Origin of the sequence: uncultured Roseovarius sp., assembly GCF_913057115.1 — a bacterium.
Taxonomy (GTDB): Bacteria; Pseudomonadota; Alphaproteobacteria; order Rhodobacterales; family Rhodobacteraceae; genus Roseovarius.
The window spans coordinates 19,075-42,533 of the sequence record NZ_CAJXNN010000018.1; the positions used below are offsets into that span (position 1 = coordinate 19,075).

The window sequence follows — 23,459 nt, forward strand, 5'->3', positions numbered from 1 at the left end:
CCCGATTCCGATCAGGACCGATGGCACTGACCCCATGAGACAGAACAGGAAGGTTCCATGTTAACCAATCAGTTCCCGGGCGTTCACGTCAAAGAGATCCCAAGCGGTGCCCGCCCCATCGCGTCCATATCGACTTCGAACACGGTGTTCATTGACGTCTTCAAACGCGGACCAATGGACAAGGCCGTGCGCCTGACCTCGATGGCGGACTTCGAAACGATCTTTGGCGGCGTCTGGTCCAAATCCGAGGCCTCCTACGCGATCCAGCAATACTTCTTGAATGGCGGCAACGTGGCCTTTGTCATCCGCGTGGGTGCCGATGGTGCGGGGGACGGAAGCGAACCGCTCACCGCGGCATCTGCAACGATCAAGAAGGCCGGTGATCCGACGACCGACGCGCTGAGCATCGAGGCCAAGACGCCGGGTGCCGCGGGGAACAACATTTTTTATGGGCTGATCCCGGTTGACGGTGAAACCAAGTACCACCTGCTGGTTCGTCAATATGATGGCGCATTGGTGGTGGCCGAAGAAGTCTACGATAACATCAGCTACGCCACGAAATCCGGTGTCGATGCGGCGAACGCGAGTTCACGGCTTGTGACGCTGGATGCGGTTGGCAATAACAGTGCCAACCGCGAGCCCGAGCCATCGACCTCCGCGATTGACCTGACAGCGGTGACCGACGCCACCGATCGCCTCAACGCGCTGGTCGCTCTGGGCAAGTCCGACCTGACCGCACTTGCAGGTGGCCAACCTGACCCACAGTTGGTGAAAGCTACTCGTGCCGGGGCCGAGCTTTCCATTACTGCAAAGGAATTCGGGAGTTGGGGCAATTCGATTTATGTCGCCACGGCGGAACATGCCTCGGGCACAGAGTACGATTTGTTGGTTCGCCTCTATTCCGGGTCCAAGGTGATTGCCGAAGAGCTTTACCAAGGGATTTCAAATACGGATGATCCCACCAATCCGGCGATGGCCGAAAACATTGTCAACGGTGCCTCAACGCTTGTCTCTGTCGAGGTGCACGCCGCCGGGATACCAACAATCGGATCATTCACACCTGAAAATCTGTTGGATGGAACGACGCAGCCCGCGCAACCCAACTCGATGGAGGTCTTGGGGAACGGTGATGATGGCCTCGTCCCGTTTATCGGCGATTGGAGTCTGAACATCGCGAATGCGATCCAGGGTTCGAACGCGGCGCGGACGGGTATGAACGCGCTCGAAGATATCGTGCCGGATGTCTTTAACCTGATGTGCATCCCCGTCGCCTCCTTGATGGACGAGAGCGATGCGAAAAGCGTTTACGAAGCCGCCGAGAAATTCTGCCGTGATCGCTTTGCCTTCCTGTTGCTTGATCCTAGCGTCGATGCCACCAAGGAGGACGTTTACGATTGGTTCCAAGGCATGGGCAGTGCTGCGTCGCGCAATGCTGCCGGATATTTCCCACGGCTCAGCTTCTCGGACCCGCTTGCCGGTGGAGCGCCTCGCACGGTGGGGCCATCGGGGATGGTCGCGGGGATGATGGCCCGGATCGACGCCTCGCGCGGGGTTTGGAAATCCACCGCCGGAACGGAAACCCGCTTTGGCGGGGGCGCGCCGGGGCAGTTGCTCACCGATCTTGAACAGGAACCCTTGAACCGGCTGGGGGTCAATGTCCTGCGGTCCTTCCCGGTCTACGGCAACATCATCTGGGGTGCACGTACCATGGTCGGTGCCGACGATCTGGCGGATGAATACAAATACGTCGCCGTCCGACGAACTGCGATCTTCATCCAGCAAAGCCTGCAAAGAGGCCTGAAATGGACCGTCTTTGAAGGCAATGACGAACGCCTCTGGGGACAGATACGCATGAACGTGAAGGCCTTCATGCAGGGGCTTCACCGGCAAGGGGCCTTCCAGGGCACGATCGCCGATGATGCGTATCTCGTGAAATGCGACTCTGAAACAACCACGCAGGCCGATATCGACCTTGGCATCGTCAACATTCTTGTCGCCTTCGCGCCGCTCAAACCGGCAGAGTTCGTCGTTCTGAATTTCAAACAGCTGACCAAGCTGCCTGAATAAGTCACGGGAGAAGATCATGGCACATATATCTGCAACCGGTCAGCGCCTTGACCCCTACCTAAACTACAAGTTTCGCCTGCTTTGGGATGGTAAGCCCGTGGCGGGTGTGTCCAAGGTATCGGCCCTTAAGCGCACCCAGGAAGTTGTCGAGTTTCGCTCGGGGGGGGATCCGTCGACGCCCTACAAGCAGCCCGGCATCGTCAAATACGAGGCAATCACCGCCGAACGCGGCATCACTCATTCGGTCGAGTTCGAGCAATGGGCCAACAAGTCCTGGAACATTCGCAACGGCGTCGGGGCCGAGGTTTCGCTTGAGGATTTCCGCAAGGACATTCAGCTTGAGATGTTCAACGAGGCCGGGCAACTGGTTCTGCGGTACAACATCTTCAACTGCTGGATTTCCGAGTTCCAGCAAACCCCGGAACTCGATGCCAGTGCGGCGGGGATTGCCGTGGAAAGCCTCAAGATCGAGCATGAGGGCTTTGTTCGTGACTACGATGTGACCATGCCGAAAATGCCTGCCTTCACTGATCCGGCTTAACGATCATGGCGCTGCGTGATGCCGATCTGATCCGCATTTTCGAAGCGGGAGAAACGGGTGGGGCGGCGGCGAAGGCCGATGCGCTGCTGGCCGCCCTGTGCCCCGAACTTGACGGCAAGGCGCGCGGCGAAATCAGCTTGGGGGATAGGGACAGGCTCTTTTGGAGTTTCAAAACCGAATGGTTTTCGCGCGGTACCCAAATGCTTGCCAAGGTGAAATGCCAGTCCTGCGAAGAATGGAACAGCCTTGATCTGGGTGCCGATTTTGTCTTGCCCGCCAAAACAAGCGACGAGGTCAAAGTCACTTTCGCGGGCGAAGATTGGAACTTGCGATTACCCGCTCAGGCGGACCTGTCACAGGTCACTCCAGATGGCTTTCCATACTACAGGCTGAACCCGCAAGCGCCTTGGGATGATCCTGAATTTCGCGACGCTGCCGAAGCGGCAATTGAAGCGGCCGATCCTGCGATCGACGTGGTGATCGACGTACAGTGTCCGGAATGCGGCGCGACCACCCCCTGCGCCTTCGATGCCCTTTCGTTTTTATGGTCCGATGTCGAAGCACGTGCGCTTCGGGTGTTCTCGGACATTGCCACACTCGCACGCGCTTTTGGCTGGAGTGAAAGCGAAACCCTTGGCCTGACCGCGCGTCGACGCGCCCGCTACGTGGAGATGGTCAGTTGAGCGGCCTGTTCGACAGAATCGGGGCAAAAGTCCTTGGTGCAGAGGTTGCTGCCGAGGGGCAGGGGGCCGCCTTGTTGCAGCCGGTTTCGGTCGGGGTATTCGGCGAGGAGGGGATCACCTGGCTGGAAGAGGACGTTACACCGCCAGCACGGCCAAGACGGGACGCCCCGAGCGCTCGACCGCAACCTGAACGTGCCCCGACTCCGGATGACCCTGTCCTTGATACACCGGCGAGGATTCAGCCTGTCTATCACGAAACCACCCAGCGGTTTGAACGCACCCAAGTGCATCACAACCGGACCATCGAACGGCATGACGTTCCACGCGACACCCCTGAGAGTCAAAGCCCGTCGACATCCGACCACGTGGTTCCCCCGCAACGCCAGCCAACCGATCACAGGCCTGCACCGGCCAAAACCAAAAATCACCACGACGATAAAACTGTGAAGACCAAGCCGGTCGCTCAGCTTCAGCCCGTTACCCCCTCACCCGCGCCCAAAGTGCCTAACGCCACCACTCACCCGGGACAGGCAAGGGAACGGACCACCCCGCCGTCTTCGTCCCCAACCGTGCAACTGCGGATCGGAGCGATAACCGTGAAAGCCGCGCCACCGCCACAAGCGCCATCGCCGCCCGCCGCTGCGGCGCCACCCGCCTCTGCGCCCCCGGCCACGGCGCGCGCTGCCGGGGTGACCCTGACCTCGTACCTTGGGTGGAGGCGCTGATATGCCCAATGCCCTCGCCCTTGCCACGGTCACCGCGACCCTCAAGTCCTTGCTGGACACGACAGTCTCGGCCATCGAGTTGTCGCCGCTTTCGACGCCCGAAGTCACGGCGCGACCGCCGGACGCCATCATCGGCGAGGACGAAATCAATCGCCTCAATCTTTATCCTTGGAAGGTGATGCCGAACCCGGCCTTTGTGAACGAACGCCTTCCTGCCTATAGCGGTTCAGGCGCGCGGGCTCACAAACCAAGGCTAGGGCTGGACATGTACTATGTTCTGACGGCGACCGGGGCCTCGGACATGGCGGCTGAAATCCTTCTTGGTATCGGTATGCAGGTTTTGCACGAACACCCGATGCTGCTAGAGGACGACATCACGACAGCCATCGCACCGCCCGGCGGGGGTGGTACGGACAATCGTCCTGCCGCATTGAAGGTGCTTGAGACCTCCAACCTTGCTGAACAGGTTGAACGCATTGGGATTTCGCCCATACCGGCAACGGATGAGGAGCTTGGCAAGATCTGGCCCGCCTTCAACTCGGCACTGCGCATGTCGGCCTTCTACCGCGTATCGCTGGCCCTCATCGAACCCGAGGTCGAAATCCTTCCCGGCCCGCCGGTTCGCGAACCGGTGCTCGACCTCATGACACTGAGGACCCCCCGTATCGCCCGGATCGTGGCGCAAGCGGGCGGCGCGGACAGTGACCCGCGCCCCGGCACGCCCATCACCGCAGGCACCCGCGTTCTGATCATCGGTGGGGGGCTGTTTTCAAACGACAGTCGACTGCGCATTGGCAGTATGGAATTGGATGTGGCAACGCAAACGACTCCACGTAGCGAGGGACTTTCCCTGCTCGTGCCCGCCACGCAGCCCGGGGGGCGCCACGCGGTCTTGGTCGAGCACCTCAAAGACGGCGAGATTGCTATCGAACGCTCCAACATCGAGGTTCTTTCGATCCAGCCAGAGGTTTCGGCGATCAGTCGAAATACTGGTGCCGCAACGGTGACCCTCTCGAATCCGGTGAGCGATGAACAATCGGTCCGTCTATTCCTGAACCCGGACGACACGACCAAGGTCCCGCGCAGCTTCTTGGGTGAGACGCAGCAGGCCGACGCCACCAAGATCGACTTCGCGTTCCCGGATTTGGAAAATGGTGATTACGCTTGGCATGTCACCGTCGATGGCGTCGCCTCGGAGAGCGCGGCTTCAGAAACCTTCAATGGCTCGTGATGGACGATGGCGTGCGTCATATCCCGTGGCCCGAGGCCAATGCCGAGCTGACCAAGTTGGCCCTGAAACGTGCGGCCTGCCTCGTGCTGGGTGAGGATACCGAGCCTTTTCACTTCGACCGCCAGCAGGACGTGATCCGCGCCCGGATGCGAGGGCAGAGCGTTCTTGCGCAGATGGCCGCGCGTTTTGGGCTTGATGCCATTGCCACCGATGTGCTCGCAATCGTGGCTTTGTCCGATCAAACCCCAAAGCTCTCCGCCACGCTGGACGAAAACCAATACTCGGTCGAGGGGCGAGCGACACCAGCGCTTTTGCAGGATTGCTTGGGCGAAGACGCACTCACGGCGATATCGCCTGCGGCACCGCTTGTTCAGTCGGGGCTCTTGCACATTGGGGATGGTGGTCGGAGGTTCGACCGCCCGATCACGCTTTGCATGCCCGCGCTTGAGGCATTGGACGGGCGCATTGCCTTTGACCCTGCATGGTCGGACCTGATACAGCCACAGCCCGAAATGACGACCCAAGCGCCGGACGAGGGGTTGGCGCTGACGCTGCGCCGTGCGTTGCTTGCGGCGCGTCAGGTTGGCGGTGCTCGTGTCTTTCACGCGCCCGACGGCATCCCCCGCGTTGCCGCGACGCTGGCCATAATATCGGAAGCGCTGGACTGGCCGATGGTGCATATTTCGGTCAGCGATCTGCCCGATGCCGGCCCCGAGCGCGCCACCCTACTCAAGTATATGCGCCGGGATTTCATCCTGACCGGGGCCTTGCCCGTCCTTCATGTCGAGGACAGGGACATGGCCGTCGCCACCGTTGCCCGTGCCTTGCCGGGTCCGGTTGTCATGCTGGGCGGTGCCATCGAGGCCGGTACCGCTGCTGACGTCGCCACCATCCATGCCCCTGAACAAAACCACACACCATTGGCCATCTGGACAGAGCTTTTCGGCGAAGATCAGGCCGAGTCGTTCTGCGCTCCGGACGTGGCTGAAACCTTCAATCTATCGCCCGCGCGCGCCCGCCGGGCGGCGCGCAGCGTACAGTTCGGATTGGCCCCCGACCTTTGGCAGGCGGCGCGCGTTCAAGCTAGGGAAGACATTGGGGCATTGGCGCAAAAGCTGGACCGCCTGTGCCAATGGGATGATCTTGTTTTGCCTCACGCACAGTCCGAGGCACTGGAACAAATGGCGCAATTCCTGATGAACCGGCACAAGGTCAATGCCGGGTGGGGGTTTGGCCGAAAGTCCGCCCGTGGCCTTGGCATGGCGGCCCTCTTCTATGGCGACAGCGGCACCGGTAAAACCTCTGCCGCAGAGGCGCTGGTGGGTCGGATGCGCGATCAGCAGGGCGCGCCGATTTCCCTTTACCGGGTAAACACGGCGGCACTGGTTTCAAAATACATCGGCGAAACCTCTAAGAATTTTGCGCGGATATTCGAGGCCGGGCGCGCCTCAGGTGCTGCGCTCTTGTTCGACGAGGCTGAAGGGTTGTTTGGAAAACGCTCCAGCCAGAACCGCGACAGCATCGATAAACACGCCAATGCGGAACTTGGGTTCTTGCTGCAATGCCTTGAAAGCTATCCGGGCATCGCCATCCTGACCACCAACATGCGACAGGCGATTGATAGTGCCTTCTTCCGGCGCTTCCGTTTCGCCATCGAGTTTCCCTTTCCAGACCGGGCCGACCGAAAGGCCATATGGCAACGCGTCATTCCCCCGCAAATGCCCTGCGACGCCCTTGATTTCGAGGGTTTGTCGGCGCTGCCGCTTTCGGGGGGCAGTATCCGCTCGACCGTCTTGAACGCCGCCTTCATGGCGGCGGGTGATGGCACCGACCGGGTGACAATGCGGCACGTCACGCAGGCCCTGAGGCTCGAATTCGCCAAACTGGAAAAGGCCCTTCCTGAACGCATGCTTGCGGGGCTTGAGCAATGAGTTCCGCACCGGTCCCCACCTCCCTTGATCTAAGCATCGAGGGGATGACCTTCGATGGCTTTGATCAAGGCTTTGCCGACCGAGTCGCGCAAGCCTTCGAGACAGGCCTTCGCGATGGGCTGGCGCATCCCGATCTCGCCGCACGCTTGGCGGATCTCAATTCAAGGGCCTTGGGCGCGGTGGTTCTGGACCTGCCCCATGCGGCCACGCCTGAAGATTTTGGTGCTGCCTTGGCGCAGGTGATCTTGGACGAGGTGTCGCGATGAAATCCTCGGCCAAATGTAAGCCTGACCCAAAGGAGGCCCCGCGCCGCGCCAAACGGCCCGCCAGGAAGCCGGCAAAACCGGACTTCTCGAACCACCGGCCACCAAAACGCGAAACGGCCGATGTGATTGATTTATTCACGGGGCAGGCCCTGTCGCCCTACGAAGCCGCCTGCGAGGCGCTGAAACAGGCGATGGGCCGCGCCCCTCGCCGCCCCATTCCGCATCAGGATCAACTGGAAGATCACCTCGATGCGTCACTTGATCGTTTCGGGGCGGTCCTGTCGCAGGAAATCACTGGCCTTTTGCACGCCTTGGGGGCCGAGGCTGCGGTGCTTGGTGATCGCATGGCACTTTCACGCGAGAACGTCAGCTTCCAAACCCTTGCACACGAGGCCGCACATTTGCTGCAGGTCTCACAAGCCGCGCAATCACCGTCACCCGAGGTCGAGGCCGAGGCCGAAGCCCCACCCGACGGCCCGGTTGCCGAAACCCTCCCGCCCGACGTGCTGGCCTTTCGTAGCACGACCGATGCGCAGGACGAAGAGACCCTGCAAGACGCCGAAAGGCGCTTCCGCGCCCAAAATGCCGCTGACGAGGCCAAGTCCGACCGTGCGCCCGAGCCCGATCAGAGCGCTGAGCAAACCTCGGACATCGCAGGGGCCAAACCAGACCAAGCCATGCAAGATGAAGCAGAGGGGAGCGAACAAGACGCCGAAGGTCAAGCCGCCGAGAACGCGGGCATAGAAAGCGACTTGCCGGACATGCCACCCGAGGCGGAAGAGGCGAAGAAAGCCTTGGAGGCATCCATCGCCGCGCTGGATGCCGCCGTGACGCCCGAGGCCTACATGCAGGCCTTCAAAGCCGCGCCGCCCAGCCTCAAGGCAAAAAAACAAGCTACGCTGGATGCTGACATCGCCGCCCTCGCCGCGGGCGAGGCCAAGGCCTTTTCAGACGAACAGCCCGACTTCGCGGCCAAGATGTCGGGGGATGAGGCCGACGCGCCCAAGGTCGACCCGGTCGCGGTGCCCCAGGCCGCTGACCCGGTTCTGGAGGATCAAACCCCGGCCCCGACGCCCGACCCCGAGATTACCGAGACGCAAACCGGCACCTCGGAAAACGTCAACGCGCATCTTGCCGACTGGGCCCCGCCCATGGCCGATCGCGTGGACCCCGAGCACGTCGCAGGCGCGATCTCCGAGGTCAAGACGACGGACAAGACCATCGAAACCTCTCCCGGTCCTGCGCCTGTGGTGCCGCGAGAAGGGGAGAGCGACCCGAAACGTGCCACCGACCAAAAGGCTGTGGCTGAGTCTGAAACCGCCGCTCGACAGGCTGAGGCGGCACAGGCCGTTCTGGATGGTCCTGGCCCCGAGCAGGTCGAGATGCGCGAGGTCGAGGAAACCGTCACCTTGGAAATGGAGCAGCGGGAAACTGCGCTTGATGACATGGCGCAGGTCGAAGGCGCTGACCAATTCCTGTCGCGCGACCTGGATGCCGAAACCACAGCGCTTTTTGATGCCCATCACCAGACGGCCATGGAAGAAAGCCTGTCCGAGACCGACGCGGAAATGTCGGCCATGGTCACCGAACGCGATAGCAAGCGCGAGGCCGAGACATCCAAAGCGCGCGAGGACATGGCGGCTGCAGAGAAGGAGGCGAATGACAAGCAACAGGCCGAGGTCGGTGACGCCCGTCAAAAAATCCAGGATGAGCGGCAAGCCACCATGCAGGCCCAAGGGGCCGCCGTCGAGGAAATGAACGAAGAGGCACGCACCGAAAACGAGCGTGTCCAAGGCGAAATCAAATCGCGGGTCGAGCAGGACGAGGCCAAGATCGCCAAGGATTTCCAAGGCGCAGAACAGCAGGCCGAAACCAAGCTGCAAGATGCCGAGAAAGACGCCAAGGCCGAAAAGGAAAAGGCAGAGAAAGAAGCCGAAAGCAAAAGCTGGTGGGAACGCGCGGTCGATTGGGTCAGCGAGCAACTTTCGAAACTGGGTGACTTGATTGGCAAGATATTCGATGCGGTGCGCGCGGGTATCAACAAGATTCTCGATGGTGTGAAGGCCATTGCTGTCAAGCTGATCGACGCGGCGGCCAGCTTCATCAAGGGCGCGATCGAACTCTACGGTGAATTCCTGAAACTCGCCGTGAACCACATCGTCGGCTCGGTCTTCCCTGAACTGGCCGAAAAACTGAACGCCGTCATCGACGAAGGTGTGCGGCTGGCCAAGGCGGCCGTCGACAAGGTCGCCGAGGGCCTCAAGGCGGCCGTCAATGCGATTGTCGAGCTCTATAAAAAAGCGCTGAACGCGATCCTCGATTTCGTCGAAGGTGCGCTAAATACCGTGCTGGCCGTGGCGCAGGCCGCGCTTGCCGGTGACTGGTCCGAGGTCGCACGCCTCATTATTGAACCCATCCTGAAGATGCTGGGCATCAACAAGGATGACTTCTACGCCTTCTTTTCCAATGCCGCCGACGGGCTGATGAAGATCGTCAACGACCCTTTGGCGTTTCTTGGGCATTTGCTCGACACGGTGGTGGGCGGTTTCAAACTGTTCGGCCAGAACTTTGTCGATCACTTGATCGGCGGCGTGATTGGCTGGCTCACCGGCGCATTGGGCGGTGACATCACCATGCCCAAGAAATGGGACCTCTGGGGAGTTCTCGATATCGCCCGGCAAATCCTTGGCCTGACGCTGGACATGATGCGAAAGATTGCCGTTCGCATCATCGGCGAAGCCGCCGTCGAAAAGATCGAATTTTTCATCGATTACGCCAAGGAACTGATCATAGGAGGCTGGGGCGCGTTCTTCGAAAAGATCAAGAGTGATCTCGGTGGGTTGTTCGAAATGGTCATGGGTGAGTTGACGACCTTCCTTGTCGAGAAGGTCGTAAAGGCCGGAATCGTCTGGCTGGCCAGCCTCATCAATCCCGCGGGGGCCTTGGTGAAACTGGTCCTGATGATCTGGGACTTTGTGATGTGGATGAAGGATAACCTCGCCCGCTTTGTCGATATTATCACCACCGTGGTCAATGGCATCGTCGATATCGCCAACGGCAAGATCGAGCCGGCCTCCAAGGCCATCGAACGGGTGTTGGGCAATCTTCTTGCGCCCGCGATCGACCTGATCGCACGTCTTATTGGACTGGGTAATGTCGCGGGCCGTGTCCGCAAGATCATTGAAAATGTCCGCAAGCGGATCGAGGACGCCATCGTCAAACTGATCCGCAAGGTACTTGCCAAGTTCACCGGCAAAGGTGGTGGCAAGACGTCTGGCAAGGACGACAAGCCCGAGGCAGATGGAAAACTGATGACGCCCAGGCAATTCAAGGGCGCGGGCGAGACACACACGCTGTACCTTGAGGAAAAGGGAAAAGATGTGGTTCCCACAATGCGTTCCTCGCCGACGCCCGTGGAAACTTGGCTCAATGGCCTGAAGAAAGAGGATAACGTCAGGCCCTACATCAAGCGTGAAAACGACAAGGCCCCGGACAACAAGAAACTCGATGACGAGGGCCTTGAAGAACAGGTCAAACGCCGCACCGACGCTATCGCCCCTTATATCGCCGATGCTCTGAAAGAGGTGGGCCAACTTGATAAGGAAGGCGAACAAGCCCAAGACACCGCCACAAAGAAACCCGAGAAGCTATCCAAGGAAAGGGCTGACGTCGACAAGGAAGCCAAGGAAACGGTCTCGGCCCTTGAGACGATCCTTGAACTGCTGGGCATCGACAGTCCGGGCGAAGAACTGATCGACATCTTCGAACCCGACATCGCGAGGATCCATCCTGACTATCAGGCCGATGTGCGCAACAACATCCTCAAGGCGGCGATGAAGGATGCCACCCTCACCGACCAGATCCGCACCCAAACATGGGCCAAGGCGGCCCAGACCATCACCGCCAATCCGTCGCTTCTTCCTGCCGATTGGCTAAAGCCTCTACACGCGGATAATCACCTGCGTGACAACAATGCCTTCATCAAAGCGATCTTCGACGAGCTCAAGGAAATGTCCGATAAGGCGCCGGAAGAGTTCAACGACAAATCCTACGATGACCTGTTTCCTGTCGCCGAATTGGAGAAGGCGAAAACAAGTTATTTTCAGTACTACCTGCTCAAGATTCTGACCACCGACATGGTCCGCGACCTCAACGAGAAGATGCTGGGGCCGCCTCCCGCAGACTATTCCGCGTGGTTCTCGACGGCCTTCAAGGGGGCGCTGAAAGCTGCCCTCGTGAAATACGCCAACAAGGGTGAGAAAAACGAACCCGATCCTGAGTTCAAGAAAGCGGTGGCCGGATCACCCTTCAAAGAGGGCGGCGTATTTGAAACCGGCAAGTACAAGAATGAGACTTACGCCTTTGCAAACAGCAAGGCCGCCAGCAAGAAATCCCTCACTATCGTCGAGTTTTTCGACAAGACCTACACCGACAAATGGCAAGAGAATATCACCCACATGGCGGGTAGGGTTCGTGCCGCCGATACCGGAAAGCACGAATGGATTCCCTCCTCGATGTCCGGTCAGGCCATGCAGGCCACGATAGAAATCCTCGGCAGCACGCCGCATAAATTCGGCGAGGCGGCACATGGGTTTGCCGATCTACTCTACCTCCAGCATTCCGTGCGCACAGATACGGCAGAGCTTGTCTTCTCTCCCGAGTGGGTCACTGCCGTGGGAAAGAAGGAAGAGGCCCCTCATTTATCGGCCAGGCATGCGCATGAGTACGGAAAGCGCCCGGATGAAGAACCGGCTCAATCCGAATGGCAAAGCTATTACCCGAACGCGATGTTCAACAAGGATGTCCCGGTTCTGACGGGCCATGCCGGTGGCGTTTATTACCAGACCGCCGATGTTGATGGCAAAAAAATCAGCAATCTCGGCTACAAGGCAAGCCAGAGTGTCTCTCCACACTGGCACGGCAACAAATCCTCGGGCGGAGGGGTGTTTGGGCTGGCGCAGGAGTTGTTCTCGGGCACCGTCACGCCAGACAAGGTCAAAACCTTTGCCGGCAAGACGGTGGGTTATTTCAACTACACGGTTCTGACTGAAGCCTCCGAGGCTTCGGCCTTGCAAAACACCGGCGCGGGTGAGCCGTTCCAACTCTATCAATTCACCATCTCCGGCATTCCCGACAACATGAACTTCAAAGCCTTGATCAACAAGTTGATCAAGCAATCGACGGGCGCGCGCGACCGGCTTCAAAAGGATTTGGCCGAAATCATCGGCAGCTTCGACATCAAGGATTACAAGGGGTAAATCGGATGAGCAAACTTCCCGGACTTCCCAAGGTGGCCAAGGCGGCCTTGGTCGTTTTCGACCCGCCCAACCCTGTGCCAACGGTCATTACCTTCCAGTATAATCCCGGCACGATAAGCCGTGACATCAAGGCCAGTGCAGTCGAAGGCGGTGCGCGGTCTGACGCCTTCCGCCTCAAGGAGGCGCCGGTCGAAACCCTCAAGATGGACGCCCAGTTCGATGCGACGGATAAGCTCGCCAAGGGCGATCCGCTGGTCGTCAAGGCCGGTATCTACCCGGAACTCGCCAGCTTCGAGATGCTGATCGCTCCCAAAAGCCAGACGGTCATAGCCAATACCGCCCTTCTGGCCACTGGCACGATTGAAATATTACCCGCCGCCGCCCCCTTTACAATTCTTGTTTGGGGGCAGCGCGTGCTGCCGGTGCGCGTCACCGGCTTTTCCATCAGCGAAGAGGCGTTTGACACCAACCTCAACCCGATCCGCGCCACGGTCAGCCTTGATTTCACCGTTCTAACCTACTCGGACCTGGAGCGCGCGCATCCCGGATACGCGATGTATCTGGGCCACCAGATCGTCAAGGAAACGCTGGGCTATCAGGCCCGCGGCACCAATGCCGCCTCCATCCTCAGCCAGAAAATCAGCGCCAACTGAAAGGGTTCACATGTTCAAGGATACAAGCCGTTACAACAACCGCCCACTCAAACTCCATACGAAGCCGAATGGAGAGCAGGTCAGCTACGTTGCGCGCCGCTTCCTACCCAAGCCCGAAAGCTTACAGACCGCTGGCTATCAGCTGGTTGGTCAATCTGACCGTCTGGATCATGTAGCGCACCGCGCCTACGGCGACCCTGAACAATTCTGGCGCGTCGTGGATGCGACACTGGAATTCGATCCGCCGCGCCTGACCGACACGCCGGGGGCGAGGTTGCGTATTCCCATGGTCACACCGGAGTAAGCCATGTTCGATGCGGTCGGTGTCAGGCTCAATCTGCTTATGGGTATCGGCGCGCCAACGCCGCCACCTCCCTCTGTTATGGAGGCGCTCGACAACGTCGAGGTGGCGATCTCCGATCAAGAGCCTTCGGGCTTTTCCATGACCTTCAAACTGGGCCGCAGCAATGCAATGGCCGGAGAACTTCCGCTGCTCTCGCATCCCGCGATGCAGGCCGGATCTCGCGTCGTCATCACGGGCATTCTTGGCGTTCGTCCGCGCGTCTTGATGGATGGCATCGTGGAAGATGCCAAATCCGAACCGGGCGAGGGCAGTGAGGGGGGCAGCCTGACCCTGATGGGCCGCGACCTCACCGCCCTTTTTGACCAAAAAGAGGTTGTCGAGGAATTCCCCGGCATGGCCCCCGGTGACATCGCGCAAGCCATCATCGCGCGCTATGTGAGCCACGGGATCATCCCAGACGTGCGCCCGCCCCTTGCCGCCGATCGGGATGCCCCGGCCCAACGCACCCCGACACAGCGTGGCACGGACCTTGCCTATCTTAAGCAACTGGCCAAGGATTTCGACCATGTCTTCGTGGTTGATCCCGGTCCAACTCCGCTGACGGCAAGGGCCTACTGGGGGCCGCCGCCTCGTTCCGGTACGGTGCAATCGGCGATCACCGTCGATATGGGGCCTGAAAGCAATGCCACCGGCCTGAGTTTTGAAAACACCCCGTCGCAGGCAGCTTCGGTCGAAGGCGAAGTGCTTGACCGACAAACCGGCCAAAGCGTTCCGGTCACTTCGGCGGCTCCGACACGACCGCCGCTTTCGGCATCCCCGTCGCTGCTCAACCCGCTGACCTCAAGCACACGTATCCTGCGCCCGCAACCGGGTCAAAGTGCCACCCAGGCCATGGCACAGGCCGCCGCCCAATCCGGCCAAACAAGCGATACCGTGAAAGTCACCGGCGAGTTGGACCTCGGGCGGTATGGCCGCGTGCTCGAACCTCGCAAGCTGGTCGGACTGCGCGGCGCAGGCTTCCAGAACGATGGCTTTTATTATGTCCGCGACGTGGTTCACGCGATCACCCGTGGAAAATGGACCCAAAGCTTTACGCTGGTGCGCGACGGCTTGGGCACGACAACCCCAACAGTGAGGCCCTGACATGTATGACAATGGCTACTCCGCCGGATCAAGAAACGAGGCCGCCTCCGCCGGGCCTGAAACGACAGGCAAATGGTATGGCAAGTACAAGGGCAAGGTCGTCGGCAATACCGATATGACAAATTCGGGTCGCCTGAAAATCTCACTGCCGGATATCCTCAAAGACAAGGAACCCTGGGCCGATCCCTGTGTACCCTATGCTGCCTCCGACAAGAATGGGCTGTTCTTCATGCCTCCGACAGGCACCGCCGTCTGGATCGAGTTCGAAGGCGGCGATTTGAGCAAACCCATCTGGACGGGCTTCGCATGGGACGAGGGCAAAGCCCCAAGCGCCAACCCTGACGAGATGCTGATCAAGACCCCATCGGGCACGGTGAAATTCAACGCCTCAAAGTCCGGCGGGGATGTTGTGATCGAAACCGCGAAACTCTCGATAGTGTTGCGTGACGACACTGTGACGCTCACGGCATCCTCGACTTCCACAATCAAGATGCAGGGCGGCAGCACCGCGATAAACGGAAAGGGGCTTGAGGTGACGTGATGGCGGATCACATCGTTCAAAAAAGCGCACTGGTCACCTGTGACCACCAAGGCCAAGGACAGCCACAACTCCTGACCAGTCGGGTCAAGATCGGCGGTGAACCCGCCGTTGTCGTCCCGCAATCCTACAGCGTCGTGGCCTGTCCGCTGACCACAAACGCCGGGCCTGCGCCCTGTGCCACCATTACCTTCGCCAAGGGGACGACCCGCGTGAAAACCGTGGAAGGTGCGCTTTTGCTCAAAGGCTCCCAAGGCACCGCCATCGGCCCCTTGCCGGCCCAAGGCGGGGCCAGCATCAACGCCGTCCAAGACACGGTCAGCGCGGAATGACTCATCTAGCCTTTCCATATCGCTTCGATGCACGCGGCCGCACTGCCGAGGTGGCCACTCACCATCAACATGTCGCGAACCTGGTTGAACAAACCCTGCTCACCGCGCCCGGTGAACGTGTCAATCGGCCGGATTTCGGCGCAGGGCTGTTGGATATGGTGTTCGAGCCGGGATCGGACACCGTATCCGAGGCAACCGAGGCCCTTGTGCGGGCATCCCTGCAACGCTGGCTCCAGGACCTCGTGCGCATCGACGACCTTAGGGTCATTTTCGAGGAAGGCACGCTTAGCGTGCGGCTGACCTATACCGTTCTGGAAACCGGCCAAAGCCTGACCCAAGACGTGAGGCGCGCGGTATGACCTACCTGACCGAAACCTTCCTGCAACAGCGCCGCGAGGATCTGCGCAAAGACGAGGACCCGGCGGTTAACGGGATCGAGCGGCTTGTGGTCAATATGGCCGACCTCGCAATCGACGTCATCTTCGTTCATCCCTTCGACAAGGTGAAACGTGACGATCAGGGTCCGCCCACGGTTGTTCCCCCGCCTGAGAAGGAGCATTTTTCAATTCGCGGCGGCGACAGTATCCGCAATATACGGGTGCTCGACGGTCAAAAGGTCGGCGATCAAATCTTCCGTATTACCGTTGACAAGCTGGGCGACTTTTCGGCTTACGAACTTGCCGTTCTTGAGCTTGATGCTTTTGGCAATCCAACACACGACCCAGAACGCGTCCACGACAGCATGGACCCGATGCTGGCGCGCATCCGTTTCGGTTTTCGCACGGAATGTCCCTCGGATTTCGATTGCAAGACGGTTGAGAAACCGATGCCCGCGCCGCCGCCGTCGCCCGTACTCAACTATCTGGCCAAGGACTACGACAGCTTCCGACAGGCCATGTTCGACCGAATCGCGCAACTCAGCCCTGAACATACCGACAGGGAGGTGCCCGATACCGGCGTCGCGCTAGTGGAACTGCTGTCATACTTTGCCGATCACCTCAGTTACGCACAGGATGCCGCCGCGACCGAGGCTTACCTGTCAACGGCCCGCCGGCGCTCGTCGGTTCGCCGGCACGCGCAGCTTTTGGGCTATGACGTACATGACGGCCTTTCGGCACGCAGCTTCGTGCATGTAGAAATGAAAGGCAGCGGTGTCTACGACGCGACCTCCCTGGCCTTCATGACCCGCTCCAATGCTTTGCAGGGATCCGTCGTTCCCTTCGCTGACGTGGATATCGCCGCTGTTCTCGAAGAAGATGCACAAGTCTTCGAGCCAATACCGTTGCAACGCCCCAAGGATCCCGACGATCCCGAAGGCGATTTCGACGTTGAGGCCTATCAACTTGATGAGGCGCTCAACAAACTCATTCTGCACGATTGGGGTGTAAAGGGAGCGGTTCTGCCACGCGGCACGACGCGTGCATGGGTGCAAAAACCCAAGACCGTCGTGCACCCATTGAAAAAAGGCAGCTTTCTCAGCCTCGAAGTGCAGCGCGATATCGACACTCTTTTCGCCGCCGATGCCCGCCTCGAACAGCGCCAGATCGTCTGCCTGACGCGCGACCCCGTCCCCGAAGTGGACCGCGTCGGCGCGACCGAAACCGACCTTTGGCGGATCGAATGGCACCCCGACGACGCTTTACGCTTCGATCTGCCGATCTCAACGCTGCCCGATCTCACCGATCTGGATGAAGGGCCGCCGCAGATGGGGCTCGCCTTCGGCAATATCATTCCGGTCGATCACGGCCTTTTACTGGAAAAGACAGAGGCCTTGCCGCTGCCGGACAAGGATGATGTCGCCGCCGAGACGGATGAAATCACCGGTTTGTCCGAACTGGACCGCCCACGCCGTTATGCGCCCAAGCTCGCGCATCGCGGCATCAGCGTGAAAGCTGAACTGCGCCAAACCCCCGGCGCGTCCAGCGCCGCCGCTGTCACCGCACCCGGCGGGTGGTTGTCCCCGTGCAAAGCGATCTCCTTGGCATCCAGTGTCATGGGCGGCGCGACCTGGGCCCCGGTGAACACGCTGCTTCTCAGCGACCCGGGCGACCCGGTGTTCGTTCCTGAAACCGAACAGGACGGAACAACAACCCTGCGCTTCGGGCGCGACGGGCAGGGCGGCATGTTCCCCTCGTCCAAACCGTCTGAACAACTCTTTGCAAGTTACCGTGTCGGGGTCGGGCGCGCGGGCAACATCGGTGCCGACAGTATCGCCCATGTTCTGACCAAAGGCGTCAGCGGCCCCGTTTCGGCCCGCAACCCGGTACCGGGGCAGGGTGGGCGTGACCTTGAAACCGTGCCGGAGATCCGCGCCCGGGCCGTGGCCGCGCTGGATGACAACCGCCGTGCCGTCACCCGCGGTGATTACATCCGCCTGGCCACCGAACACCCGCAGGTGTCGCGCGCCCACGTGCGTACCATCGGCCATGGGTCATGGGATACGATCGTCATCGCGATTGATCCGGTGGGTGGGGTCGAAGCCGACGAGGCCTTGTTGCGCGAGGTGCGCAAATGGCTCGAACCGTATCGGCTCATGGGCCAGGATATCATGGTCGAGCGCCCCCGTTTCGCACCTCTGGAAATCGAACTGGCGATCTGCTCCTGTCCCGATTACCTGCCCAGCCAGGTCCGGCAGGCCGTGCTGCGGCAGCTGTCCTCAGACGTGCTGTCTGATGGCACTCTCGGCTTTTTCCACCCCGACAATCTCAGCTTCGGACAGCCGATCTATCACAGCCATATCGTCGCTGCGGCCCTGTCGGTGCCTGGGGTCACAGATGTGCGTTTCGTCACTTTCCGCCGCTGGCGGTCCAATGATGTTGCGGCACTCGACAATGGTGTGCTCACCTTCGATCCGGCTGAAATTCCCATTCTGATGAACGATCCCAGCTTCCCCGAGCGCGGCGTCCTGCGCGTCAGTGAATGGAGCGTCGCATGACCGGGGCCGCTAATCTCACGCCGCGCCTGATCGACAACCGCGCCGGCCTTGCCCGCTTCAAGCGCCGCATCGGCACGCAGCCCGAATTCCGCGAGGCGATGCTGCGCGCCATGCGCTCGCGGCATCGCCCGGGCCTGCATGACTATTCCACCTTGTCGGATGAGGATTGGACCATCGCGCTTGTCGACGCATGGGCCATGGTCTGCGACATCCTCACCTTCTACAACGAACGCCTCAACCACGAGGCCTACCTTCGCAGCGCCACCGAGGTCTTCTCGGTCGAGGCTCTGGCCGAACTGGTCGACTACAAACTATCCCCCGCCACTGCCGCCGAAACCCACCTCGCCTTCACCGCCGATGAGGACGGCCCGGCGCATCGGCTGGTCACCGTGCCCGCGCGCTTGGGCGTGAAATCCATCCCGGACGACGATCAGCAACCGCAGGTCTTCGAAACACTCGACGAGATGCGCGTCAAACCGGCATGGAACGCGCTCTTGCCGCTAAGATCTTGGCCGCAAGTCGTGGATCGTGGCGACGATGGTTTCCTCATAAATCCCGCTGCCGCTGCCGTGTCAGAGGGTACGCGCATCCTGCTTCTTGGTGAAAACGGCGAGCCCGAGCGCCGCCCCGACAACAGCGGCTACATGCACCGCGTAAGCCGCGTGACGCCGCTTTCCACAGGCCAAACCGAGCTGTCCTTCATCGCGCTTTCGGGCAGCGCACAGATGCCCGACCTTCCGACCCACGACAGCCTCCTGCTGCCTGAGGCCCCGACAGAGGCCACCCTGCGGATGTCCGACGCTGCCGCGATGTTGGTGGCGATGGAAGGTCAAAGCTGGCCGCGCGCCACAGTGATTGACGGGGCGGCCCATGTCGCCTTTGACCGGCAGGATCTTGGTACTACACTGCGTGCGGCCCCGCGCGTTGAAACCGGCTTGCAGCCCGTCATGCTGACACAAGGTTGCCGCCTCTTCGGTCACAACACCCTGAGCGAACGGGGTGATATTACGATAACCGCGCCCAGCTACATCGGCACCTCGTCTTTCTACGACGGCGACGAGGATCCGCTTCCACCCGACAAGATCGCGCTTTACCTTGATCGTGCCTATGAAGGCATCGCCGAAGGCATGATCGTCGTGATCCGTGGTGAAAACTATCTTGGCGACCCTTTGGAAGCCTGGACAAGGATCGAAGCGGCGGAAACCACCTCGGTTGAGGCCTATGGCATGAGCGGCGAGGTCACCCGCATCACCGTGCCAAGAACTTGGCAAGGCTCGATCTATGTCCCAAATCTGATCCTGCGTACCTGCGCACTCTTCACGCTGCCCAAATCCTTGCCGCTGGCCGATCTGCCGCTATCGGACAATATTCAAGGCTCCACGCTTTTGCTCGACCGTCCTGATGTCGACCTCGCGCCGGGGCAAACCCTTTACCTCACAGGGGAACGCGCCGACTTGCCCGGCGTCATCCGGTCCGAGCGGATCACTCTGCGTGACGTCGCAGTCAACGGCACCACCGGCTTGATCACCTTCGAGCCAGCGCTTACGGGCCCCTACCTGCGCCATAGTGTGACCCTCAACGCCAATGTCGCCAAGGCGACCCATGGCGAAACCGTGGAGGAGGTTCTGGGTTCGGGTGATGCCACCAAGCATTTCCAGAGCTTCACGCTCAAGGATGGGCCGCTGACCTACCTGTCCGCAGAAACCGAAACCGGCAATGCGTCAACGCTCGAAGTATTTGTAGACGGCGTGCAATGGGAAGAAGTCCGTGACTTTGGCGATGCGGCCCCCGGCGCACGTGTTTTCGTGCTGACGACGCTTTCGGACGGCAAAAGCCGGGTGACCTTCGGCAACGGCCTGATGGGGGCGACGCTGCCCACGGGCGAGAACAACATAACGGCACGCTATCGCAAAGGCGCGGGCGCGTCGGGGCGCCTGCGGGCCGGGCAACTCTCGTTGATGATGTCCAAGCCCCGTATTCTGTCGGCGGTGACGAACCCGTTGCCCAGTGCCGGTGGCAGCGACGGCGAAAGCCTCGAAACCGCGCGGATGAACGCGCCGCAAAAGATGATGACCATGGGCCGCGTTGTCTCTCTGACCGATTTTGCCGATTACGCCCGCGCCTTTTCTGGCGTGACGAAAGCCTTGGCAAGCTGGAGTTGGGTCGGCGGCGCACAAGGGGTTTTCCTGACCATCGCCGGCGAGACGCCCGACCCCTTGCCGCTTGACAGTGGCGTCTTGCCCAACCTCGCCGCCTCGATCGTGGCCAGCGCCCCCGAAGGCACGCGCGTCACCGTGGGCAATCTGCGCGTGGCAAGGTTCTCGCTGCACGCCAACCTGCGGATTGATCCGGCATACGTGGCCAAGACGGGAAGCTCGGACGAGGTTTTGGCTGCCGCCCGCGCAACATTGCGCAGCGGGTTTGCCTATGAACACCGCGCAATCGGGGCACCGGTCCGCGCCAGTGACGTAATTGCCAAGTTGCAAGCTGTGCCCGGCGTCGTCGCAGTCGATCTGGACCATCTTTACCGTACCGACATGCCTGCCGCGCGTCATCAGGTTCTTCTGGCCGATATGCCCCGTCGCGGCAGTTACGGGCCGCAGGAAGGGGCCGAGATCCTGATCCTCACCGACGATCCGGTTGAATTGGGAGAGTTCTGATGTCTTATCAACTTGACGATCTTTTCGAACTTCTGCCAGCGCTCTACCGGCTGCGCGACCACGATCAGGGCGGCGCCGCACGCGGCAAGGATGGCCCTGATCCCACCTATTCCGACCCGCGCGACTACGGGCCCCTGCGCTCACTTCTGTCGGTGATGGCGCACGAAGGGCAAATCGTCCACGACGATATCGCACAGCTCTATGACGATCATTTCATCGAAACCTGCGCGCCTTGGGTAATACCCTATATCGGTGATCTGGTGGGCGCGCGCGAGATGGAGGACATCGGCGACGACCAATCCGCCCGTCAACGCGTCGCTCTTACGCTTGCGCTTCGCCAGCGAAAAGGCACGCTCACGGCGTTGGAATTCGCCATGCGCGCCGCCACCGGTTGGCCTGTCATGGCCGTTGAATACTGGGACCGCCTCGCCACCACCGAAAGCCTGCGCCGGGTGCGGATGGACCCGGGCGGCACCGCGGATTTGTGCGACCCCGTGGCGCATTCGCATGTGAATACCGCGCTTGACCGCACCCCGCGCAGCGCCGAATTCGGACGCATAGCCACCGGCCACGGCCGTTGGAACCTGCCCAATATCGGGCTGCACTTTTACCGTCAGGAAGTGCGCATCCACGGCACCCCGCGCCAAGACAGCCCCGGCGACTTGGTGATGCCCATCAAGGGTGCGCCCGGCCATTATCGGTTCGGGCAACTCGGCGCGGATGAGCCGCTATTTCAACGCCCCGAGATGACCGCGCCGGATATGAACACCCGCGCAAGCGCCGACCGCATGCCAATGCGCCTCAGCCGCTGGATGTTGTTTGACGACCCCGCGCGTCACGTCGCGCCCACGTCGGATGCAACCGCCGGCAGCTTCTCCATCGCGATTGTCACAAATACCGGCCTCACCCGTTTCGGCGCCAACGACATCTTCTCTGCCAACCTGTCGAATAGAACGGCAAGCGCTTGGCACCATGGCCGGCATGCCGACAAGGTACTGGTCGATCCAGAGCTTGGCCGTTTCACCCTGCCGCTCAGCGTCGACACCAATGAGGTTCAAGGCGCATATGTCACTTGGCACCGCGGCCGCAGCCACGCCATCGGCGGTCACGAACGCTCAGACACTGAAACTCCCGGAGCTGACCCTGATGTCTCGGCCCTGTTCCCTGCCACAACCCGGCTGAAGATCAGCGAACTGACCCCGGCCTTTTCCTCGGCCATCGAGAGCATGAATGTTCTATCCAATGGCGTAAGGGTGACGCTCAAGTCCGGCGTCAACCGGATGATCGCCCTTCCGGGGGCGTTTCCGACGATCGACTGCGAAAACAAGCAGGTTTTTCTGATTTTCAGAGAACCCGACCTGCTGCTGTCGGGGCTGCGTTTCGTGAACACGCAACGAATCATCGCGACCAACGGCAACAAGACGGGCGACAACCGTGTGACCGTCGAGGATTGCACCGTCCTTGGCCGCCCACTGGGGAGCAATGGCCAACGAAAAGGCCCCCGTTGGGTCTTCCGCATGCAAAATACCCAGCATTTCGAAATCCGCCGATCCATTGTCGAAGGGCTCGAAACCCGCACCGATACTGAACTTGATATAGAAGACAGCGTGATTTGGGGTAACGCCCCCGATGTCGCGGCCATCAAACGCCGCAATTCCGGTGTCACAGGCGGGCTGGTTAGCCTGCGCCGCAGCACGGTACTGGGGCGTCTGGAGGTGGATGAACTCGGCGGCGGCTCACGCATGGATACCGCGATCATCGACGTGGCCAGTGAAACCGAACCCGACCGCGAGGTTGGCATCGAGAACTCAATCATCCTCGCCACGGCCACGGAAGACAAGGCGCCCATCGAGCTGGCGGTCACCAACACCGGGTGCGTGCGCTATTCCTACATACCCCCCGGTTCACAGGTGCCGCGCCGCTTTGCCTGCGTGCCGTCACTGGCTGACAATCCGCTTCAGGTCGCCCCCCGCTTCACCTCTCAATCCATTACCGATCCCGGGTTCTACCAAATGGAGTTCGACACCGACCCGGCCGTGTTTTCCGGCGCGGACGATGGTCAGGAGATGGGCGTCGGCAACAGCCTGCGTACCACCGCACGCCTCAACAACCTCGCCCGCACGAAGGAGGAATTCCTCCGCTTCGGTTTCGCTGCCGGCCCCTGTTTCGAAACGTAAGTTCGGGCTGTGCGC

16 protein-coding genes are annotated in these 23,459 nt (G+C 60.6%); all 16 read left to right on the forward strand.

The genetic code is table 11. From position 1 onward, the window contains the following. Positions 1–57: 57 nt before the first annotated feature. Positions 58–2,067 carry a phage tail sheath C-terminal domain-containing protein gene (locus QZ498_RS09335; RefSeq protein ID WP_294621633.1) on the forward strand — a complete coding sequence of 670 codons (2,010 nt, stop codon included), beginning with the start codon at positions 58–60 and terminating at the stop codon, positions 2,065–2,067. 16 nt (positions 2,068–2,083) lie between these two features. After that, positions 2,084–2,608 (forward strand): phage tail protein, encoded by a 525-nt coding sequence (locus tag QZ498_RS09340; protein ID WP_294621634.1) that lies wholly within the window; start codon positions 2,084–2,086, stop codon positions 2,606–2,608. 5 nt (positions 2,609–2,613) lie between these two features. Beyond that, a complete protein-coding gene (locus tag QZ498_RS09345; RefSeq protein WP_294621636.1) occupies positions 2,614–3,291 on the forward strand; it encodes a hypothetical protein in 678 nt (225 codons plus the stop codon). Between the two features lie 726 nt (positions 3,292–4,017). After that, positions 4,018–5,247 (forward strand): DUF4255 domain-containing protein, encoded by a 1,230-nt coding sequence (locus QZ498_RS09350; protein ID WP_294621637.1) that lies wholly within the window; start codon positions 4,018–4,020, stop codon positions 5,245–5,247. Further along, positions 5,247–7,178 carry an ATP-binding protein gene (locus QZ498_RS09355; protein ID WP_294621638.1) on the forward strand — a complete coding sequence of 644 codons (1,932 nt, stop codon included), beginning with the start codon at positions 5,247–5,249 and terminating at the stop codon, positions 7,176–7,178. The genes QZ498_RS09350 and QZ498_RS09355 overlap by 1 nt, the downstream gene beginning before the upstream one ends. Then, positions 7,175–7,444, forward strand: coding sequence for a hypothetical protein (locus QZ498_RS09360; RefSeq protein WP_294621639.1), 270 nt, complete (start codon positions 7,175–7,177; stop codon positions 7,442–7,444). The genes QZ498_RS09355 and QZ498_RS09360 overlap by 4 nt, the downstream gene beginning before the upstream one ends. 122 nt (positions 7,445–7,566) lie before the next feature. Next, positions 7,567–12,702, forward strand: a complete 5,136-nt coding sequence (locus QZ498_RS09365) for a hypothetical protein (RefSeq protein WP_294621640.1) — start codon at positions 7,567–7,569, stop codon at positions 12,700–12,702. A 5-nt stretch (positions 12,703–12,707) separates the two neighbouring features. Continuing rightward, positions 12,708–13,355: a hypothetical protein gene (locus QZ498_RS09370; RefSeq protein WP_294621641.1), complete on the forward strand. Its 648-nt coding sequence runs from the start codon at positions 12,708–12,710 to the stop codon at positions 13,353–13,355. A gap of 10 nt (positions 13,356–13,365) precedes the next feature. After that, complete coding sequence (locus QZ498_RS09375; RefSeq protein ID WP_294621643.1) at positions 13,366–13,659, forward strand: hypothetical protein; 294 nt, start codon at positions 13,366–13,368, stop codon at positions 13,657–13,659. Positions 13,660–13,662: 3 nt separating this feature from the next. Continuing rightward, complete coding sequence (locus QZ498_RS09380; RefSeq protein ID WP_294621644.1) at positions 13,663–14,802, forward strand: hypothetical protein; 1,140 nt, start codon at positions 13,663–13,665, stop codon at positions 14,800–14,802. A 1-nt stretch (position 14,803) separates the two neighbouring features. Continuing rightward, entirely contained in the window at positions 14,804–15,343 is a 540-nt protein-coding gene (locus QZ498_RS09385; RefSeq protein WP_294621645.1) for a phage baseplate assembly protein V, read from the forward strand. Beyond that, complete coding sequence (locus tag QZ498_RS09390; RefSeq protein WP_294621646.1) at positions 15,343–15,672, forward strand: hypothetical protein; 330 nt, start codon at positions 15,343–15,345, stop codon at positions 15,670–15,672. Before QZ498_RS09385 ends, QZ498_RS09390 begins: the two co-directional genes overlap by 1 nt. Beyond that, complete coding sequence (locus tag QZ498_RS09395; protein WP_294621647.1) at positions 15,669–16,031, forward strand: GPW/gp25 family protein; 363 nt, start codon at positions 15,669–15,671, stop codon at positions 16,029–16,031. Before QZ498_RS09390 ends, QZ498_RS09395 begins: the two co-directional genes overlap by 4 nt. Beyond that, the gene (locus QZ498_RS09400; protein ID WP_294621649.1) at positions 16,028–18,607 is read left to right on the forward strand and encodes a baseplate J/gp47 family protein; all 2,580 of its coding nucleotides are present in this window, start codon (positions 16,028–16,030) and stop codon (positions 18,605–18,607) included. The genes QZ498_RS09395 and QZ498_RS09400 overlap by 4 nt, the downstream gene beginning before the upstream one ends. Then, on the forward strand, positions 18,604–21,267 hold the full coding sequence (locus tag QZ498_RS09405; protein WP_294621650.1) for a putative baseplate assembly protein: 2,664 nt from the start codon (positions 18,604–18,606) through the stop codon (positions 21,265–21,267). The genes QZ498_RS09400 and QZ498_RS09405 overlap by 4 nt, the downstream gene beginning before the upstream one ends. Further along, on the forward strand, positions 21,267–23,444 hold the full coding sequence (locus QZ498_RS09410) for a hypothetical protein (protein ID WP_294621651.1): 2,178 nt from the start codon (positions 21,267–21,269) through the stop codon (positions 23,442–23,444). The genes QZ498_RS09405 and QZ498_RS09410 overlap by 1 nt, the downstream gene beginning before the upstream one ends. Positions 23,445–23,459: the final 15 nt, after the last annotated feature.

Excerpts from the sequence above, each read along its gene's own strand:
- QZ498_RS09335 (WP_294621633.1), top strand. The coding sequence starts at position 58 with ATGTTAACCAATCAGTTCCCGGGCGTTCACGTCAAAGAGATCCCAAGC.
- QZ498_RS09340 (WP_294621634.1), top strand. The coding sequence starts at position 2,084 with ATGGCACATATATCTGCAACCGGTCAGCGCCTTGACCCCTACCTAAAC.
- QZ498_RS09345 (WP_294621636.1), top strand. The coding sequence starts at position 2,614 with ATGGCGCTGCGTGATGCCGATCTGATCCGCATTTTCGAAGCGGGAGAA.
- QZ498_RS09350 (WP_294621637.1), top strand. The coding sequence starts at position 4,018 with ATGCCCAATGCCCTCGCCCTTGCCACGGTCACCGCGACCCTCAAGTCC.
- QZ498_RS09355 (WP_294621638.1), top strand. The coding sequence starts at position 5,247 with ATGGACGATGGCGTGCGTCATATCCCGTGGCCCGAGGCCAATGCCGAG.
- QZ498_RS09360 (WP_294621639.1), top strand. The coding sequence starts at position 7,175 with ATGAGTTCCGCACCGGTCCCCACCTCCCTTGATCTAAGCATCGAGGGG.
- QZ498_RS09370 (WP_294621641.1), top strand. The coding sequence starts at position 12,708 with ATGAGCAAACTTCCCGGACTTCCCAAGGTGGCCAAGGCGGCCTTGGTC.
- QZ498_RS09375 (WP_294621643.1), top strand. The coding sequence starts at position 13,366 with ATGTTCAAGGATACAAGCCGTTACAACAACCGCCCACTCAAACTCCAT.
- QZ498_RS09380 (WP_294621644.1), top strand. The coding sequence starts at position 13,663 with ATGTTCGATGCGGTCGGTGTCAGGCTCAATCTGCTTATGGGTATCGGC.
- QZ498_RS09385 (WP_294621645.1), top strand. The coding sequence starts at position 14,804 with ATGTATGACAATGGCTACTCCGCCGGATCAAGAAACGAGGCCGCCTCC.
- QZ498_RS09390 (WP_294621646.1), top strand. The coding sequence starts at position 15,343 with ATGGCGGATCACATCGTTCAAAAAAGCGCACTGGTCACCTGTGACCAC.
- QZ498_RS09395 (WP_294621647.1), top strand. The coding sequence starts at position 15,669 with ATGACTCATCTAGCCTTTCCATATCGCTTCGATGCACGCGGCCGCACT.
- QZ498_RS09400 (WP_294621649.1), top strand. The coding sequence starts at position 16,028 with ATGACCTACCTGACCGAAACCTTCCTGCAACAGCGCCGCGAGGATCTG.
- QZ498_RS09405 (WP_294621650.1), top strand. The coding sequence starts at position 18,604 with ATGACCGGGGCCGCTAATCTCACGCCGCGCCTGATCGACAACCGCGCC.
- QZ498_RS09410 (WP_294621651.1), top strand. The coding sequence starts at position 21,267 with ATGTCTTATCAACTTGACGATCTTTTCGAACTTCTGCCAGCGCTCTAC.